This is a genomic window from Nonomuraea sp. NPDC049400 (assembly GCF_044466425.1).
In the GTDB taxonomy this organism is placed as follows: domain Bacteria; phylum Actinomycetota; class Actinomycetes; order Streptosporangiales; family Streptosporangiaceae; genus Nonomuraea.
Genome location: NZ_JBITMP010000003.1, coordinates 149,013 through 166,376, shown reverse-complemented (window position 1 = coordinate 166,376; position 17,364 = coordinate 149,013). Strand labels below are relative to the sequence as shown.

General features: G+C 69.6%; 14 protein-coding genes. 7 read left to right on the top strand and 7 right to left on the bottom strand.

The features are described 5' to 3' along the window. Positions 1–267: 267 nt before the first annotated feature. Positions 268–1,665, bottom strand: a complete 1,398-nt coding sequence (locus ACIBVN_RS04650; RefSeq protein WP_397132659.1) for an LCP family protein — start codon at positions 1,663–1,665, stop codon at positions 268–270. Between the two features lie 282 nt (positions 1,666–1,947). On the opposite strand from ACIBVN_RS04650, the gene ACIBVN_RS04645 reads away from it, so the two are divergent. From ACIBVN_RS04645 to ACIBVN_RS04630, 4 genes are all read left to right on the top strand, one after another. Next, a complete protein-coding gene (locus ACIBVN_RS04645) occupies positions 1,948–2,676 on the top strand; it encodes a hypothetical protein (protein WP_397132657.1) in 729 nt (242 codons plus the stop codon). A gap of 60 nt (positions 2,677–2,736) precedes the next feature. Then, positions 2,737–3,900 (top strand): thiolase family protein, encoded by a 1,164-nt coding sequence (locus ACIBVN_RS04640; protein WP_397133166.1) that lies wholly within the window; start codon positions 2,737–2,739, stop codon positions 3,898–3,900. Continuing rightward, positions 3,897–5,999 carry a 3-hydroxyacyl-CoA dehydrogenase NAD-binding domain-containing protein gene (locus tag ACIBVN_RS04635; RefSeq protein ID WP_397132655.1) on the top strand — a complete coding sequence of 701 codons (2,103 nt, stop codon included), beginning with the start codon at positions 3,897–3,899 and terminating at the stop codon, positions 5,997–5,999. The genes ACIBVN_RS04640 and ACIBVN_RS04635 overlap by 4 nt, the downstream gene beginning before the upstream one ends. Positions 6,000–6,093: 94 nt before the next feature. Then, the gene (locus ACIBVN_RS04630) at positions 6,094–6,474 is read left to right on the top strand and encodes an SSI family serine proteinase inhibitor (RefSeq protein ID WP_397132653.1); all 381 of its coding nucleotides are present in this window, start codon (positions 6,094–6,096) and stop codon (positions 6,472–6,474) included. A gap of 35 nt (positions 6,475–6,509) precedes the next feature. On the opposite strand, the gene ACIBVN_RS04625 is transcribed toward ACIBVN_RS04630, so the two are convergent. Both ACIBVN_RS04625 and dxs read right to left on the bottom strand, forming a co-directional pair. After that, the gene (locus ACIBVN_RS04625) at positions 6,510–7,982 is read right to left on the bottom strand and encodes an amino acid permease (protein WP_397132651.1); all 1,473 of its coding nucleotides are present in this window, start codon (positions 7,980–7,982) and stop codon (positions 6,510–6,512) included. 253 nt (positions 7,983–8,235) lie between these two features. Then, entirely contained in the window at positions 8,236–10,116 is a 1,881-nt protein-coding gene (gene dxs, locus ACIBVN_RS04620; protein WP_397133164.1) for a 1-deoxy-D-xylulose-5-phosphate synthase, read from the bottom strand. A gap of 132 nt (positions 10,117–10,248) precedes the next feature. Here dxs and ACIBVN_RS04615 point away from each other — a divergent pair, with 132 nt between their 5' ends. The 3 genes from ACIBVN_RS04615 to ACIBVN_RS04605 are packed head-to-tail and all read left to right on the top strand — an operon-like array spanning position 10,249 to position 12,772. Further along, the gene (locus ACIBVN_RS04615; RefSeq protein ID WP_397132649.1) at positions 10,249–11,136 is read left to right on the top strand and encodes a neutral zinc metallopeptidase; all 888 of its coding nucleotides are present in this window, start codon (positions 10,249–10,251) and stop codon (positions 11,134–11,136) included. 43 nt (positions 11,137–11,179) lie between these two features. Further along, positions 11,180–11,992: a neutral zinc metallopeptidase gene (locus ACIBVN_RS04610; RefSeq protein WP_397132647.1), complete on the top strand. Its 813-nt coding sequence runs from the start codon at positions 11,180–11,182 to the stop codon at positions 11,990–11,992. Positions 11,993–12,028: 36 nt separating this feature from the next. Next, positions 12,029–12,772: a neutral zinc metallopeptidase gene (locus ACIBVN_RS04605; protein WP_397132645.1), complete on the top strand. Its 744-nt coding sequence runs from the start codon at positions 12,029–12,031 to the stop codon at positions 12,770–12,772. Positions 12,773–12,779: 7 nt separating this feature from the next. Here the strand turns inward: ACIBVN_RS04605 and ACIBVN_RS04600 are convergent, their stop codons facing one another. The 4 genes from ACIBVN_RS04600 to ACIBVN_RS04585 are packed head-to-tail and all read right to left on the bottom strand — an operon-like array spanning position 12,780 to position 17,208. Further along, complete coding sequence (locus ACIBVN_RS04600) at positions 12,780–13,985, bottom strand: ROK family protein (RefSeq protein WP_397132643.1); 1,206 nt, start codon at positions 13,983–13,985, stop codon at positions 12,780–12,782. A 38-nt stretch (positions 13,986–14,023) separates the two neighbouring features. Then, entirely contained in the window at positions 14,024–15,286 is a 1,263-nt protein-coding gene (locus tag ACIBVN_RS04595; RefSeq protein WP_397132641.1) for a sugar ABC transporter permease, read from the bottom strand. Further along, a complete protein-coding gene (locus ACIBVN_RS04590; RefSeq protein ID WP_397132639.1) occupies positions 15,283–16,047 on the bottom strand; it encodes an ATP-binding cassette domain-containing protein in 765 nt (254 codons plus the stop codon). The genes ACIBVN_RS04595 and ACIBVN_RS04590 overlap by 4 nt, the downstream gene beginning before the upstream one ends. Positions 16,048–16,095: 48 nt before the next feature. Continuing rightward, on the bottom strand, positions 16,096–17,208 hold the full coding sequence (locus tag ACIBVN_RS04585; RefSeq protein WP_397132637.1) for a sugar ABC transporter substrate-binding protein: 1,113 nt from the start codon (positions 17,206–17,208) through the stop codon (positions 16,096–16,098). Positions 17,209–17,364: the final 156 nt, after the last annotated feature.

Genomic DNA, 17,364 nt, shown 5'->3' with positions numbered 1-17,364 from the left:
TCCTCGTAAGGCCTGTCGTTCTCGTCGCGCGCCACGATGGAACCTCTCTAGTACGAATTCGGACCGCGCCCTTTCCTAGCAGACTAAACCTCCCCTTGTCCGGAAATTTCACATGTTTCACTAAAAACACTCTCTGTAACATTCATCACTTTCCGCAACACCAGCGCTGCGGCCTGCTTCTGAAAGCACGCAAACGGCCGGATGGGCGCTACGGATCGACGCCGGACGCACCCGAGGCGTCACCGGCGGCCCAACCCCGGGCGGGGCTTACAGACAGGGGTTGGTGTTGGAGTCGACGACCTTGTCCTTGAGCGAGTCGGGGATCGCCGAGACCACGCGCACCCCGGGCCAGTCCGCCCCGATGACGAGCTGGACGATCGGCCCGTCCGGCGTCTGGGCGGCCGGCGACTTGTACGGCTCCGTGTTGACCGGCCGGACCTTGCCCGCCACCGGCGTCTTCTTCTCCTTCGACAGCCGCGCGGCCACCGCGTCCGCGTAGGCGGGCCCGTCCGTGGTGTCCTTCTTGGCGTACCGGATGGAGGTGGTCGCGGTCGTGGCGGCGTTGCCGACCCCCATGATCACGAAGCCCTGCTCGGCCAGCTGGTCGGCCACCTGGAGCGCCTTGCCCCGCTCCCCCGTGCCGTTGAGCACCTGGACGCGTACCTGCTTGTTCTCGATCTTGGGTCCGGCGGCCTTGCCGGGCGTGGGGGTCGCGGTGACCTCGACGTCGTTGCGCACGCTCTCGAAGAAGTCCCCGGCGGCCGGCTGGCTGAACTGGACCCGGTTCTTGTCCTGCGGATAGGGCTCGGTGGGCACGGTGACGCCCTTGAGCTCCTTGGCCGTAAGCCCCTTGACGCTCTTGGCGATCTCCACCATCCGCTCCAGCGTCAGCCCGCTGTCCACGGTGACGGCCGCGACGGCCGACTCCAGGAACGCGTTCAGCTTGACCGGGTTGGTGAGCAGACCGGCGCTGGTGACCGTGTCCAGCACCTTGGTGAGGAAGACCTGCTGCCGCTGGATCCTGCTCAGGTCGCTGCCGTCGCCCAGCGCGTACCGGGTCCGTACGTAGCCCAGCGCCTGCTCGCCGTTGACCACGTGCTTGCCCGCGCCGAGCACCAGCTTGGACCTGGGGTCGTTGACGGGCTTGGGCAGGCAGATCTCGATGCCGCCGATGGCGTCGACGATGCCCTTGAAGCCGGTGAAGTCCACCTTCACGAAGTGGTTGATCTTGATGTTGGTGAGCGACTCGAGGGTCTTGATCGTGCAGTTGATGCCGCCGTCGTTGAAGGCGGAGTTGATCTGGCGCAGACCTCCTGGGAGCACCGCGCCGGTACGGCTCGGGCACTCGGGGATCACCACCATGGAGTCACGAGGGAAGCTGATCATGGTGGCCTTGTCCCGGTTCGGGGAGATGTGCAGCAACATGATCGTGTCGGTGCGCTCGCCGAGGCCCTGCGACTTGGCGCCGTACTGCTTGTTGTCGCCCTCGCGGGAGTCTGAGCCGACGAGCAGGACGTTGAGCGCGCCGGTCTCCGGCGGGCGGCTCGGGCCGACGTTGATGTCCTCGCGGGGGATCTCGCTCTCGAGGCGCCGGTAGTACGCGTACGCGCCGAGCGAGACGGCCACCAGCACGAGTGTCAGCCCGATGCTGACCCATCCCAGCACGGAGACCCGCCGTCGCGGGACAGCCTCGCGGCTCCGCCGGACTGGAGCTTCCACCGGGTATTTCGCGCTCTGTCTCACACGCCCCCCTCCGCAGAAGAGAAACGCGTTCCTCTTCCGGTGACGCGCAGTGTACTGAGAAAATCCGCGGCCCAAGGAAATGTCGCGCCATTCAGCCGGCCGCGGCAATCCACCGGGCTGCCACTCTTCCGTGCCAGCGAGGGCTCCATCCAAAGCCCGCGAATCGGGGGCGTCGCTACGCGCGGTGACGCCATCATGACAGTCATGCTGTTGACCGAGATGGCGCCCCCTCCAGGCGCTCAGGGACTGGCCGAGATGCGCGCCAGGGCCAGGACCGCCCGCCGCCGGGCCTTCATCGCACTCTCCGCCGCCATCGCGCTGCTGGCCACCGCCCAGGTGCTCGCCGACCGGGCGCAGAGCGCCGAGCAGACGCTGCCGCTGGCCGTGTTGTCACTGGCGGTCTTCCTGATGGCGCTGCCCGCGCTGGCGATCACCCAGTACGTCTGGGGCGCCCATGCCCGGCTCGTCCGCCAGAAGGAGCGAGAGCTCTACGCCGTCGCCCGCTCGGGACGGGCACGACCACTCAGCAGGCTGGCGGTGGCCTGCGGCTGGGCGGTGACGCTGCTGCTCGGCTGGACGGCGCCGCACTTCTTCCGCGAGGCCGCCCGGTACGCCTTCGCCGACGCCCTGCGCTGGGCCGCCGAGGCGCTGGCGGTGATGAGTGTCGCGGCGGGAGTGTTGTTCGTCCTGTGGTGGGCACGTGACGCGGTGGGGATGCTGGTGCGTGCCCTGCGGTCGGGCGGATCACCTGGCGATCCATGGGACCCCGGCCGCGGCGCGCGCCCGCGAGAGGGCGCGGCGCTCTGGACGGGCGCGGCCATGGCGGTCGCGGCCCTGGTCGGGGCCCGCGCCCATCTCTGGGAGCCGGGCACGGCCGTCGTTTACGCATTGCTGACCGCCGCCCTCGTCTGCGGAGTAGTTACTGGCGAGTAGCATAGGCACGGAACCCACTCTCCAACGAGGAGCGAATTCGTGCCTTCCTCTCGTGACGTCGTGTTCGTCGACGGCGTGCGCACGCCTTTCGGCAGGTCAGGACCGAAGGGGCTGTACGCGGAGACCCGCGCGGACGACCTGGTCGTCCGCGTCATCCGCGAGCTCATCAGGCGCAACCCCAACCTGCCCCCCGAGCGCGTGGACGAGGTCGCCGTCGCCGCGACCACGCAGATCGGCGACCAGGGCCTGACCATCGGCCGGGCGGCGGCGGTGCTGGCCGGCCTGCCCAAGAGCGTGCCCGGCTACGCCATCGACCGCATGTGCGCGGGCGCGATGACCGCGGTCACCACGGTCGCGGGCGGCATCGCGTTCGGCGCGTACGGCGTGGCCATCGCGGGCGGCGTCGAGCACATGGGCCGCCACCCGATGGGCGAGGGCGTCGACCCCAACCCGCGGTTCCTGTCGGAGAAGCTGGTCGACCCGAGCGCGCTGGTCATGGGCATGACGGCGGAGAACCTGCACGACCGCTACCCGACGATCACGAAGCAGCGCGCGGACGCGTACGCGGTGCTGTCGCAGGAGCGGGCGGCCAAGGCGTACGCCGACGGCAAGATCCAGCCGGACCTGGTGCCGACCGCGATCAGGACGGCCGAGAAGGGCTGGGGCCTGGCGGTCGAGGACGAGGCGCCGCGACCCGGCACCACGCTGGAAGGGCTGAGCACGCTCAAGACGCCGTTCCGGCCGCACGGCAACGTCACGGCGGGCAACTCCTCCGGCATCAACGACGGCGCCACCGGGTGCGTCGTGGCCGCCAAGGAGGTCGCGTACGAGCTGGGGCTGGGCGCGAAGATGCGGCTCGTCTCCTACGCGTTCGCGGGCGTGGACCCCGAGGTCATGGGCGTGGGGCCGATCCCGTCCACGGAGCGGGCGCTCCGGCTGGCCGGCCTGGACATCTCGGACATCGGGCTGTTCGAGATCAACGAGGCGTTCGCCGTACAGGTGCTGGCCTTCCTCGACCACTTCGGGATCGCCGACGACGACCCCCGCGTGAACCAGTACGGCGGCGCGATCGCCTACGGCCACCCGCTGGCCTCCTCGGGCGTGCGACTGATGACGCAGCTCGCGCGGCAGTTCGGCGAGCGTCCCGACGTGCGGTACGGCATCACCACCATGTGCGTCGGCATGGGCATGGGCGGCACTGTGATCTGGGAGAACCTGGCATGAGCGAGATCGAGACCTGGCGGGGCCTGCTGAGCGAGCGCAGCAGCGACGAAGTCGTCACCAAGGCGCTGGTGCGTGACGTGCAGCTGCCCTACGGCGCGGGCACGATGGCGCTGATCACGCTGGACAACGGCTTCGACCACACCAAGCCCAACACGTTCGGCCCGCGTGGCCTGTTCGCGCTCAACGGCGCGCTGTCGGAGATCGCCGAGCGCACCGACCTGGCCGCGGTGGGCGTGACGGGCAAGCCGTTCATCTTCGCCGTCGGCGCCGACCTCAAGGGCGCGGCGGCCCTGACCACGCGCGAGGAGGCCCTGGCCATCGGCGCGCTGGGCCACCATGTCTTCCGCAGGCTGGGCGAGCTGCCGATCCCGTCGTTCGCGTTCGTGAACGGCGCCGCGATGGGCGGCGGGCTCGAGGTGGCGCTGCACTGCGCGTACCGGACGATCTCCTCGGGCGTGCCCGCGGTCGCGCTGCCCGAGTGCTTCCTCGGCCTCGTGCCGGGCTGGGGCGGCACGCAGCTGCTCCCCCACCTGATCGGCCCGGCGAACGCGATCAAGCTGATCATCGAGAACCCGCTCTCGCAGAACCGCATGATCAAGGGCAAGGAGGCGTACGAGCTGGGCGTGGCGGACGCGATGTTCGAGCCCGCCGACTTCCTGGAGGAGTCACTGCGCTGGGCCGCCCGCGTGGTCAAGGGCGAGCTGGCCGTGGAGCGGCCCTCCCACGACGAGGACTGGGACAAGACGGTCGCCGACGCGCGCTTCCTGGTGGACATGAAGCTGCGCGGCGCCTCCCCCGCCCCCTACCGCGCGCTCGACCTGATCGCCCAGGCCCGCACGGCCTCCCGCGACGAGGGCTTCGCCGCCGAGGACCAGGCGCTGGCCGACCTGCTGATGGGCGACGAGCTGCGGGCCGGGCTCTACTCGTTCGACCTGGTGCAGCGCCGTGCCAAGCGGCCCGCGGGCGCGCCCGACCGGTCGCTGGCCCGCAAGATCACCAAGGTCGGCGTGGTGGGCGCGGGGCTGATGGCCTCGCAGATGGCGCTGCTGTTCGCGCGCCGCCTCGAGGTGCCGGTCGTGCTGACCGACCTCGACCAGGCCAGACTCGACAAGGGCGTCGGGTACGTGCACGCGGAGGTCGACAAGCTCCTCGGCAAGGGCCGCGTCTCGGCCGACCAGGCCAACCGCCTCAAGGCTCTGGTGACCGGCTCGCTGACCAAGGACGCCTTCGCCGACGCCGACTTCGTGATCGAGGCCGTGTTCGAGGACCTGGCGGTCAAGAAGCAGGTGTTCGCCGAGGTCGAGGCCGTGGTCTCGGCCGAGTGCGTGCTGGCCACGAACACCTCCTCGCTCTCCCTGACCGAGATGGGCGCCGATCTGGAGCATCCCGAGCGGCTGGTCGGGTTCCACTTCTTCAACCCGGTGGCCGTCATGCCGCTGCTGGAGATCATCCGCGGCGCCGCGACGGACGACGCCACGCTGGCCACGGCGTTCGCGGTGGGCAAGACGCTGAAGAAGTCGTCGGTGCTGGTCAAGGACGCGCCCGCGTTCGTGGTCAACCGGCTGCTGACCTGCTTCATGGGCGAGGTCGTGGCGGCCGTGGACGAGGGCACGCCGCTGGAGGTGGCCGAGCACGCGCTGGACGGGCTCGGGCTGCCGATGACGCCGTTCGCGCTGCTGCAGCTCGTCGGCCCGGCCGTCGGCCTGCACGTGGCCGAGACGCTGCACGAGGCCTTCCCCGACCGGTTCGGCGTCTCGGAGAACATGGCCAAGCTGGTCGCCACGGGCAAGCCGGGCGTGTACCGCCCGGACTTCACGCTCGACCCCGAGGCGGTGGCCCTCTTCTCCGGCGGCTCAGCGTCCACCGCTGGGCCGTCCACCGCCGAGCAGGTGCGCGACCGCGTCCTGGCGGCGCTGGCCAGGGAGATCCGCATCATGCTGGACGAGGGCGTGGTCGCCGCGCCACAGGACATCGACCTGTGCATGATCCTCGGGGCCGGCTGGCCATTCCATCTGGGCGGGATCACCCCGTACCTGGACAGGACGGGCATCGCCCAGCCGCGCTTCCTCGTCCCGGGAATCGCCTCGGTGCCTGCCTGACCCTTTTAAGGAGGCCCGCCCGGCGGGCCTCCTTACTCCACATCCACCTCCGTCGTAACGTTTCGTACGTTCCTACGAACGGAGAGTAGTTATCATGATCCGAGCACTAGGCACCCTCGCGCTCTGCGGCCTCGTCATGCTGGGCACCTCGTCGCCCGCCATGGCCGCGCGCCCGAAGGCCCAGCTCAAGATCGCCGTAGCGGTGAAGGGCGGGGCGAAGAAGACGGTCCGGCTCCACTGCGGGCCCGCCGGGGGCAGCCACCCGAACGCGCAAGAGGCCTGCGAGCTGCTGGAGCAGGTCCACGGGGATCCCAAGCAGCTCAACGTCTCACCGGACGCCGCCTGCACCCGTGAGATGCAGCCGCACGCCGTCGGGGTCAAGGGCCAGTGGTACGGCAAGCCGGTGCGCTGGGGCAAGGTCTTCGACAACGGCTGCCTGGTGGAGGCCGTGACAGGGGCCGTTGCCGCCCTCTGAGACGACTCCGGGGGGTGGGGTCGCGCCCGCCCCCCTCAGTCGTCGCTCTTGACCCAGGGGGCCGCGGTCCTGCTGTGGCGGTAGCCGTAGACGAAGTAGACGATGACGCCGATGAGCATCCAGACCAGGAACCTCACCCACGTCTCCACCGGCAGGTTGAGCATGAGGTAGAGGCAGGCCAGCACGGACACGATCGGCAGCAGCGGCACCAGCGGCGCGCGGAAGGCCCGGGGCAGGTCAGGTCGCGTGCGCCTGAGGATGATCACGCCGATCGACACCACCACGAACGCGAAGAGCGTGCCGATGTTCACCAGCTCGGCCAGCGCGCCGAACGACACGAACCCGGCCAGCGCCATCGCCACCACTCCGACGACGATCGTGAGCCGGGCGGGCGTGCCGAAGCGGGGATGAACCTGCGCCAGCGGGCGCGGCAGCAGCCCGTCGCGGCACATCGCGAACAGCACCCGGGTCTGCCCGAGCAGCAGCACGAGCACCACGGTCGTCAGGCCGGCGATGGCGCCGATGCTGATGATCGTGGCCAGCCAGGCGAAACCGACCGAGACGAACGCGTCGGACAGCGGCGCCGAGGTGCTCAGCTGGTCGTAACGCTGCATGCCGACGACGACCAGCGAGACCGCGACGTAGAGAGCCGTGCAGATGGCCAGCGAGCCGAGGATGCCACGCGGGACGTCGCGCTGCGGCTCGATGGTCTCCTCCGCGGCAGTGGCGACGATGTCGAAGCCGATGAACGCGAAGAACACGATCGCCGCGGCGGAGAAGATGCCGAGCACGCCGAACGCGACGGGCGTGACGCCGAACAGCACCTGGAAGAGCGGCGCCTTCAGCCCTTCCACCCGCGGCGTGGACACCGCCTCGGGGATGAACGGGGTGTAGTTGGCGGCCTTGACGAAGAACAGCCCGGCCACGATCACCAGCAGCACCACCCCGATCTTGGTGATCACGAGGATGAGGTTGACCCGCGACGACACCTTGATCCCGGCGACCAGGATGGTGGTGAGGAGGAGGATGATGGCGATCGCGGGCACGTTGACCACGGGATCCTCGCCCGCGATCGCGCTGGGCAGGTGGATGCCGATGGAGGAGAGCATCGAGGCGAAGTAGCCCGACCAGCCGACCGCCACCACGGCCGCGGCCAGCGCCAGCTCCAGGGTCAGGTCCCAGCCGATCACCCACGCCGGGAACTCGCCCAGGGTGGCGAAGGCGAAGGTGTAGGCCGAGCCGGCGACCGGGATCGTGGAGGCGAACTCGGCGTAGCACAGGGCCGCCAGCCCGCAGACGATGCCCGCGACGACGAACGACACCGCCACCGCGGGGCCCGCCACCTCCCTGGCGACCTCTCCCGTGAGCACGAAGATCCCGGTGCCGACGATCACGCCGATGCCGAAGACCGTCAGGTCGGTGGCGGTCAGACGCTTGCGCAGCTGGTGCTCGGGGGCTTCGGTGTCGCGGATCGACTGCTCGACACTCTTCGTGCGAAAGATCTCCACAGCATCGATCCTTCCCACACCCTTTCGTGATCACGCCTGATCACGAACGGCGCCACCCGCGAACCGCTGACTACCCGGCGTCACAGCACCTCAGCCGCGGCACAGCGCCCGGCCACGGCACCGCACGCCAGGGGAGGCAAGGCGCGATCGGCAACGCCCTTTGCCAGCACGCCACACGGTGCCCTTTGCCAGCGCGCCGGGCGGCTGTGGGCTGGGCGTTGGGCGCCGTGACGGGGATCAGCGCCGCGGTGGGTCAGCGGCGGGCGGGCTCCTCGTGGGAGGTCCGCTTCGCGACCGCCTCGGTGATCTGCCGCGCGAGGTCCTGCGCGGTCAGGCCGATCCGGCTGAGGATCGCCGCCCGCTTGGCGTGGTCGAGGAACTCCTGCGGAATCCCGTACGTACGCACAGGCACGTCGACGTCGGAGTCGCGCAGCAGGCGGGCCACGGCGTCGCCCACGGCGCCCACGCGGCCGTTGTCCTCGACGACGGCCACCAGCTTGTGGGCGCTCGCCGCCAGCACCAGCGCCTCGTCGAGCGGCTTGACCCAGCGGGGGTCGACCACGGTGGCCGAGATGCCCTGGGCGTCGAGCAGGACCGCGGCGTCGATGCAGACCTGCGCCATCGGGCCGACGCCGACCAGCAGCACGTCGGGCTCGCCCGCCGGGGCGCGCAGCAGGTCCATCTCGCCCAGCTTGCCCACCGCCTCGAGCGGCTCGGCGACCGGGCCCTTGGGGAAGCGCAGCACGGTCGGCCCCTCGGTGACCTCCACGGCCTCGCGCAGCAGCTCGGTCAGCCGGTCGCCGTCGCGCGGCACCGCGATCCGCAGGCCCGGGACGACCTGGAGTATCGACAGGTCCCACATGCCGTTGTGGCTGGCGCCGTCGTCGCCCGTGACGCCCGCCCGGTCGAGCACCACGGTGACGGGCAGCCGGTGCAGGGCGACGTCCATGAGGAGCTGGTCGAAGGCCCGGTTGAGGAACGTGGCGTAGACGGCCACGACCGGGTGCATGCCGCCGAGGGCCAGCCCGGCGGCGCTGGTCAGCGCGTGCTGCTCGGCGATGCCGACGTCGTAGATGCGCTCGGGGAAGGCCTCGGCGAACGCGTTGAGGCCCGTCGGGTGGAGCATGGCCGCGGTGATCGCGACGAGGTCCTCGCGCTCCTTGCCGAGCCGGACGAGCTCCTCGCTGAACACGTTGGTCCAGATGCGCCCCTTGGGCTTCTCCGCGCCGGTGGCCCGGTCGAAGGCGCCGGGCGAGTGGAACTGGTCCTCGTCGTGGTTCTCCGCGGGCGTGTAGCCGCGGCCCTTCTGGGTGAGCGCGTGCACGATGACCGGGCCGCGGAAGTCGCGGGCCTTGCGCAGCGCGGCCTCCATGGCCTGCTCGTCGTGGCCGTCGATGGGGCCGACGTATTTCAGCCCGAGGTCCTCGAACATGACCTGCGGCGCCAGGACGTCCTTGACGCCCTTCTTGAAGCCGTGGAGCGCGTCGTAGAGGACGGGAACGTTCCCCAGCTTCTCCTTGACGTATTCGAGCATGTCCTCGTACCTGCGGTTGACCCGCAGCGAGGACAGGTGGGAGGCCAGGCCGCCGATCGTGGGCGAGTAGGAGCGGCCGTTGTCGTTGACCACGATCACGACCGGCAGGTCCTTGGCGGCGGCGATGTTGTTGAGCGCCTCCCACGCCATGCCGCCGGTCAGCGCGCCGTCGCCGATCACCGCGACAACCGTGCGGTCGTGCTCGCGGCGCAGCTTGAACGCCTTGGCCAGGCCGTCGGCGTAGGAGAGCGCGGTCGAGGCGTGGGAGTTTTCCACGAAGTCGTGCTCGGACTCGGCCTGGCTCGGGTAGCCCGACAGGCCGCCCTCCTGCTTGAGCGCCTGGAAGCCCGCGGCCCGTCCGGTCAGCAGTTTGTGCACGTACGCCTGGTGGCCGGTGTCCCAGACGACGGGGTCGTCCGGCGAGTCGAAGACCCGGTGCACGGCGATGGTGAGCTCCACCACACCCAGGTTGGGTCCCAGGTGTCCGCCGAACCTGGCGCACGAGTCGACGAGCAGATCACGGATCTCCCCCGCGAGTTGTGGCAACTCCTCGACAGCGAGCCGTTTGACGTCGTGCGGTCCCTTAATCGAGCCCAGCAACCCGCTCACGGATCCGACTCCCCTCTGCTCTTGTGCGCCGACGTCCCGAGTCTAGTTCGCTGAAGCCTCACTGACTCCATCGAGTCAAATCCACCCACATATGTCCGATCTTGACCTAGTCTTTCGGGACATATGAACTCCGTCCCCAAAAGTAAACTCGCGGCACTGGCGGTCGCCATGCTGGCACTTGCCCTGGCAGCGGCCGGTTTAGTGCTGGTGCTGGCCGACGTGGCCACCACCTCGACGGAGCCGCAGAACGAGGCCCAGCAGCTCGCCTCTCCCCCCGCCAAGGTCTCCAGCCAGTCGAACCAGGGCCCCTCGATCGGCAGGGCGGTGGCGACGGCCAACCCGCTCTACAAGACCGGGCGCCTGACCGACGTGAACTGCGCGCCCGGCAACCTCCCGGCCGGGAGCATGATCGCGTACCGGCGCTTCCTGACCCGCGTCACCAACTGCCTCAACAAGGCGTGGGGCGCCCAGTTCCGCAAGGCCGGGCTGCCGTTCGCCAAGCCGCGGCTGCGCATCATCACCACCAAGGTCAAGACGCCCTGCGGCGCGTGGAACGCCGGCGCCGACGGCGTCTACTGCTCCACCGACCGCACGATGTACCTGATGATCAGCCGGGACCAGTTGCGGAACCCGTTCCCGCTGGGCATCACCCGCCTGATCGCCCACGAGTACGGCCACCACGTCCAGCAGATCTCCGGCATCTGGAACTACTACTGGGCCGCAAGGACCGTGGCGGCGAAGGCCAAGCGACTGCAGCTCTCGCGCAATTCGGAGCTGCAGGCCGAATGCTTCTCCTCGGTCTTCATGAGCACGATGAAGGGGACGGAGCTGGTCACGGACGCCGACTGGGCGTACACCGTGGACTGGTTCAGGAAGAACGGCGCCAAGGGGTGGCCGCAGAACGACCACGGCAGGGGACCGACCCAGGCCGCCTGGATGACGCGCGGCTTCAACCGCGGGACTCCGGGCGCGTGCAACACTTGGTCCGCCTCACCCAGAAATACACTTTAATGTTCCTTTACCTGGAACTCCCTCTTTAATAGGGTGCCTTCTCATGCGTATCCACCGATTGGCGCTCATGGCAGGCGCCCTGGCGAGCCTGCTCTTCGCCGGCACGGCCCACGCGGCCACCGTCTCGGCGCCGGCCTTCAAGCCGGTCCTGACGAAGAACCCGCTGTACAAGGCGGGCAAGCTCGGCATCCAGACGTGCGAGGAGCCGCCGGTCAACCACGGGTCCGTCGAAGAGGCGGAGGTCTATTTCTCCTCCGTGATGGACTGCCTCAAGCAGGCGTGGGCGCCCGTGGTGAAGAAGGCGGGCTACCGCTTCAGCACCCCCAAGCTCACGGTGATCACCAGGGTGGGCACGAAGACGGCGTGCGGGAAGTTCCCTGAGGGCGCGCAGGCGCTCTATTGCCCGAACAACAAGTCCATCACGTTCCTGCTGAGCCCGGAGATCGTCGAAGAGCCGCGCAACCTGGCGCTGATGCAGGTGCTGGCCCACGAGTACGGGCACCACGTCCAGCAGCTCACGGGCATCGGCAACGCCACGGAGACCTTCTACGCCGGCAGCAGCGCACGGGCGCTCGACGGGGTCCGTCGCTCCGAGTTGCAGGCGCAGTGCCTGTCCGCTGCCTTCGTCGGCCGCGTCTGGGACTCGCTGGGGCGCGGCGACGCCGAATGGGACGCCATCCTCAAGTCCACCCACAACTTCCTCGACCTGAGCTCCATCGGCGTGAAGGTGCGCAGCGGCGCCGACCAGACCCACGGCAAGGACGCCAACAACGCCTACTGGCTCCAGCGCGGCTTCAAGAGCGAGTCGGCGAGCGCCTGCAACACCTGGGCCGCGCCGAAGGCCAAGGTCCTTTAGCCCGAATCGCTACTAAGTAATCTAAGATCCGCGATCATGCGCATTTCCCTCTTAGCGGGCATGGTCGCGGGTCTGCTCCTCTTCTCCGAGCCGGCCTGGGCGGCGTCGAGCATCGCGCGGGCCGGCCTGTCGGGGGCGATGGGCGGACGCGTGGCCGCCCAGAGATGCGCCGTCCCGCAGATCCGCGCGGGAAGCGTCGCCTCGCTCAAGTCCTTCCACCGCGCGATGGCCGAATGCGCCGACCGCTTCTGGGCCGATCGGTTCGCGGCCGCCGGGCTGACGTACACCTCGCCCGAGGTCACGATCACGACGGGGAGCGACTCCGTCTGCGGGAAGATCACCAGCAACGGCGCGCAGTACTGCCCGGTGCAGCGCACGATCGCCATCCGCATCATGCGCCACGACCTGGGCGACCCGTTCAGGATGAACATCGCGCACTCGGTCGCCCACGAATGGGGGCACCACGTGCAGCAGCTCATCGGCGTGCTGGACGTGCAGAACGCGCTGTACTGGCCCGCTTCGGACAGCGCGCGGGCCCTGCTGAGCCACCGGCTGGAGATGCAGGCCGAATGCTTCGCCGGCGTCTTCTACAGCGCCACCCTCAAGTCGATCAACCCCGGGATCGAGTGGGACGACTGGATCGACGCCGTGCGCAGGGCGGACGAGAGCAAGATCCACGGAAAGCCGCGCAACCTCGCCTTCTGGCAGGACCGCGGCTACCGGGGCGGCGCCACGGGCTTCTGCAACACGTGGACGGCCACCAAGTCCAAGGTCGCCTGACCCTCGGTCAGGCGTTGGCGCGGGCCAGGACCTCCAGGGGGTCGGCCAGGACGTGGGCGAAGGCCAGCTCGGCCGCGCCGACCAGCGTGGCGGCGTCCCCCAGCGACGACGTGCGCAGCCGCAGCCTCTCCCGCTGCGGCGCCATCGCGTGCAGGGCGAGCTGGGTACGCACCTGCGCCGCCGACCCGAGGTAGATCTCCCGCAACATCCCCCCGAAGATCACCATTTCCGGGTTGAAGATGTTCACCAGGTTCGCCACGCCGAGGCCGAGCCAGTCGCCGACCTTGCTGAGGGCGTCCTGTGCCTCGATGTCGCCCCGGTCGGCGGCCTCCACCACGGCACGCACCGCGTCCCGCCCGTGCTGCCCGGGACCGACGCGGCCCGCGGCCTCCAGCAGGGCCCGCTCCCCCACCTCCGCCTCGAGGCACCCGTGCGAGCCGCAGCCGCAGGCGCGGCCCCCCGGGTTGACGACCATGTGGCCGACCTCGCCGCCGTAACCGTCGTGGCCGCCCAGCAGATGGCCGCCCGCGATGATGCCGCCGCCGATGCCCACGTCACCATGCAGGTAGATGAGGTCCCTGACGGCGGCGCCGACGCCGCGGCTGTGCTCGGCGAGCGCGGCCAGGTTGGCGTCGTTGCCCACGCTGACCGGCAGCCCCAGGCCCAGCCTGCGGCCCAGCTCCTCGCCGAACGGCACCTCCTCGGCCAGCAGGTTGGGCCCGAACCGCACCACTCCGTCCGCCTTGCGCACGCCGCCGGACACGGCCGCCGCCGCCCCGACGCAGACGGTGTCGTCCCTGGTCTTGCGCCGCATCTGCCTGGCGAAGCCGGCCAGCGTCCCGGCCAGCTCGTCCAGCTGGAACGGGCCACGCTCGCGCGCCGTCTCGCGGCGGTCGAGTATCACCCCGCCCAGCCCCACGCGGGCGACCGCGAGCCGGTCGGGGCCCACGTCGAAGGCGAACACGTAGACCCGCGCCGACTCCGGCCGCACCACGAGCGAGGGCCGCCCCGCGCGGCCCGTCTCGCGGGGCAGCTCCTCGCGCACCAGCCCCGCCGCGGTGAGGTCGGAGGTCAGCGCCATGATCGTGCTGCGGTTGAGCCCCATCTTCGTGGTCAGCTCGGCACGCGAGATCGGCCCGCCCAGGTGTACATGGCGAAGCAGCGCGCCGAGATTGTGGCGCCTGATGTCCTCCTGGGAAGGGCCGGCACGCATCGTCTGGGGTTCCTTCAAGGGGGGCTGTGAGTCGCTGATCACCTTAGACCAGCGGCAGCCGCCCGCTTGCGCGCCAGGGCGTCCACCCCCGCGGCAAGCAGCAGCACAGACCCCGTGACCAGGTACTTCACACTGGCTCCATACCCCATCAGGCCCATGCCGTTCTCGATCACCGCCACCACGGCGCCGCCGAGCACGGCGTCGAGCACCCTGCCCTTGCCGCCGAACAGGCTCGTGCCGCCGATGACCGCCGCGCCGACCGCGTACAGCAGGACGGAGCTGCCGCCCGTGTTCGGGTCGACGGAGCTGGCCCTGGACGCGGCCACGATCCCGCCGATCGCGGCCATCGAGGAGCAGATCACGAACGCGCTGATCCTGATCCTGTCGACCGGGATGCCCGCCCGCCGCGCGGCCTCGGTGTTCCCGCCGACCGCGTAGAGGTGACGCCCGAACGCGGTACGGCGCAGCACCATCGTCCACACGACCAGCAGTACCAGGATCAGGGGCACCACGATCGGCACCCCGGTGAGCGAGACCAGCGCCGGGTTGCGGCTGCGCTCCAGGTTGAGCACGTACACCGCGAGCCCGGCAAGCACCGCCAGCGCGCCCACCCGGGCGGCGATCAGCGACAGCGGGTCTGCCACCAGCCCGCGCTTGGTGCGCTTCCTGGCCCGCAGGAGCTGCACGGCGGCGAAGACCGCCACGCAGACCGCGTAGAACGCCCAGCCGAGCGAGGGCGGCAGGTTCTTGTTCGCGATGGCCACGATCACGCTGTCCCTGATCGAGATGTTCGTGCCCTCGTCGACCAGGACCAGGACCAGGCCCTGGAAGGCGAGGAAAGCGGCCAGCGTGACCACGAACGACGGGATGCCGACCTTGGCGACCAGCGTGCCGAGCGCGGTGCCGATGACCACGCCGGTGACGATGGCGGCCAGTGCGCACACGTACCAGGGCAGGCCCATGCCCGTGAGCGTGACGGCGAGCACCGCCGCGCACACGCCGCTGGCGAAGCCGGCGGACAGGTCGATCTCACCCAGCAGCAGCACGAACACCAGGCCCATCGCGATCAGGGTGATCGCGGCGCCCTGCGTGAAGAGGTTCGCGAAGTTGATCGAGGTGACGAAGGCGGGCCGGGCGACGGCGAAGACCGTGCAGAGCACGATCAGGCCCAGCACGGCGGGCAGCGCGCCCATGTCCCCGCCGCGCACCCGCTCGACGTAGGCGAGGAAGCTGTTGCCGATCGACGGGGACTGCGTCGCGGCGGCGATGGCCTCGCCAGGGAGTTCCTTGACCTTGCTCATGGGGTGACCCCGTTCTTGAGGCCGAGATCCCCGCTGCGGCCTGAGGTGATCAGTTCGACGACCTGGGCGTGCGTCACGTCGGCGGTCCTGACCTGGGCGGCCATCCTGCCGAGGTAGAGCGCCGCGATCCGGTCGGAGACGGCGAAGACGTCGTTCATGTTGTGCGAGATGAGCACGACGGCCAGGCCCGTGTCGGCCAGCCGCCGCACCAGCTCCAGGACCTGCGCGGTCTGGGCCACGCCCAGGGCCGCGGTCGGCTCGTCGAGGATGACGACCTTGCTGTTCCACAGCACGGCCTTGGCGATGGCCACAGTCTGCCGCTGCCCGCCGGACAGGCTGGAGACCTGCTGCCTGATGGACTTCACCGTGCGCACGGACAGGCTGCTGAGGGTCTGCGCGGCCAGTTCCTCCATGCTGTCCTCGTCGAGCAGGAGCCCGTTCTTGCGCTCCCTGCCGAGGAACATGTTCTGGACGATGTCGAGGTTGTCGCACAGGGCCAGGTCCTGGTACACGATCTCGATCCCGAGCTCGCCCGCGTCGCGCGGGCTGTGGACCTGCACCTGCCGGCCGTCGAAGAGGATCTCGCCGGCGTCGATCGGGTAGATGCCGCCGATGCACTTGACCAGGGTCGACTTGCCCGCGCCGTTGTCGCCGACCAGGGCCGTCACCTCGCCGGCGTACGCCGCGAACTCGACCTTGTGCAGCACCTTCACCGGGCCGAAGCTCTTGTCGATCCCGCGCACTTCAAGGAGGGGGGTCATGGGGCTCCCTAAGAGGGGCGCGGCCGGACCTGGCCGCGCCCCTCGGTCTTATTGAATGCCGGCCTCGGTGCACTTCTTGGCGAAGTCACCCGTGCACAGTTCCTCCTTGGTCACGTAACCGTCGGCCACCACGTCCTGGACGTTGTCGAGGTAGATGGCCTGCGGCTCCATCAGCTCGGAGGGCACGTCCTGACCGGTCTCGGGGTCCTTGACGCTGCTGCTCGCCGTGGGCTTCTCGCCCTTGGCCAGCGCCACCGCGAGCTTGGCCGCGGCGTCGGCCTCCTTCTTGACGGCCTTGTAGACCGTCATGCACTGGTCGCCGGCGAGGATGTTCTGCAGGCCCTGGACAGTGGCGTCCTGGCCGGTGACCGGCACCTTGCCGTTGAGGTTGTTCTTCTTCAGCACGGTGATGGCGGCGTTGCCCAGGCCGTCGTTGGCGGCCAGCACGCCGGCGATCTTCGGCTGCTGGGTCAGCATCTGCTCGAAGATCGTGCCTGCCTGGGTGTTGTCCCAGTCGGGCACGGCCTGGTCGGGGCCCTTGACGTACTCGCCGGAGTCGAACTTCGGCTTGAGCACCCCGTCGTAGCCGTTCTTGAACAGGGTGGCGTTGTTGTCGGTGGGAGAGCCGTTCAGGTAGGCCACGATCGGCTTGCTGACCTTCTTGTCGGCCAGGCACTTGCTCAGGCCCTCGCCCTGCAACGTGCCGACCTTGGTGTTGTCGAAGCTGACGTAGTACGCGGCGCCGCCGCCGAGCGTCAGCCGGTCGTAGTCGATCGTGGCCACGCCCTGGGACTTGGCCTTGTCGATGACGGCCTTGCCGCTGCCGCTGTCCAGGTTCACGATCATCAGGACGGTGGCGCCGTTGGTGACCATCTGGTCGGCGATGGTCTGGAACGCCGTCTTGTCGTTCTGGGCGTTCTGGATGTCGTACTCGACGCCGGCGGCCTTGAACGCCTCTTCGAGGTACTTGCGGTCCGCCGTCTCCCACCGGGCCGAGGACTTGCTGTCCGGCAGGATGACGCCGATCTTCCCGGCCTTCGCCGCCGGGGCCGAGGCCGACGTGGTCGACGTGGTGGTCTGACCGCTGTTGCCCCCGCAGGCGGTGAGACCGAGGGCGAGCGCCGCTGCCGTGGTGGTCAAGCTGAGGATCCCCTTGCGCATGGTGCAGGGTCCTTTCTTCCGGAGGGGCCCGGATGAATGTTGTTTGCGGCAACGTATTCCGGGATGGCCTGCTTTGGAAGACCCTGTGGGCCGGGAGTTTGTTGTATCCGGTAACAATCCAGAAACACCACCTCAACCTTGCGTTGGAATCAGCTG

Excerpts from the sequence above, each read along its gene's own strand:
- ACIBVN_RS04645 (WP_397132657.1), top strand. The coding sequence starts at position 1,948 with ATGCTGTTGACCGAGATGGCGCCCCCTCCAGGCGCTCAGGGACTGGCC.
- ACIBVN_RS04630 (WP_397132653.1), top strand. The coding sequence starts at position 6,094 with ATGATCCGAGCACTAGGCACCCTCGCGCTCTGCGGCCTCGTCATGCTG.
- ACIBVN_RS04605 (WP_397132645.1), top strand. The coding sequence starts at position 12,029 with ATGCGCATTTCCCTCTTAGCGGGCATGGTCGCGGGTCTGCTCCTCTTC.
- ACIBVN_RS04600 (WP_397132643.1), bottom strand. The coding sequence starts at position 13,985 with ATGCGTGCCGGCCCTTCCCAGGAGGACATCAGGCGCCACAATCTCGGC.
- ACIBVN_RS04585 (WP_397132637.1), bottom strand. The coding sequence starts at position 17,208 with ATGCGCAAGGGGATCCTCAGCTTGACCACCACGGCAGCGGCGCTCGCC.
- ACIBVN_RS04595 (WP_397132641.1), bottom strand. The coding sequence starts at position 15,286 with ATGAGCAAGGTCAAGGAACTCCCTGGCGAGGCCATCGCCGCCGCGACG.
- ACIBVN_RS04610 (WP_397132647.1), top strand. The coding sequence starts at position 11,180 with ATGCGTATCCACCGATTGGCGCTCATGGCAGGCGCCCTGGCGAGCCTG.
- ACIBVN_RS04635 (WP_397132655.1), top strand. The coding sequence starts at position 3,897 with ATGAGCGAGATCGAGACCTGGCGGGGCCTGCTGAGCGAGCGCAGCAGC.
- ACIBVN_RS04590 (WP_397132639.1), bottom strand. The coding sequence starts at position 16,047 with ATGACCCCCCTCCTTGAAGTGCGCGGGATCGACAAGAGCTTCGGCCCG.
- ACIBVN_RS04615 (WP_397132649.1), top strand. The coding sequence starts at position 10,249 with ATGAACTCCGTCCCCAAAAGTAAACTCGCGGCACTGGCGGTCGCCATG.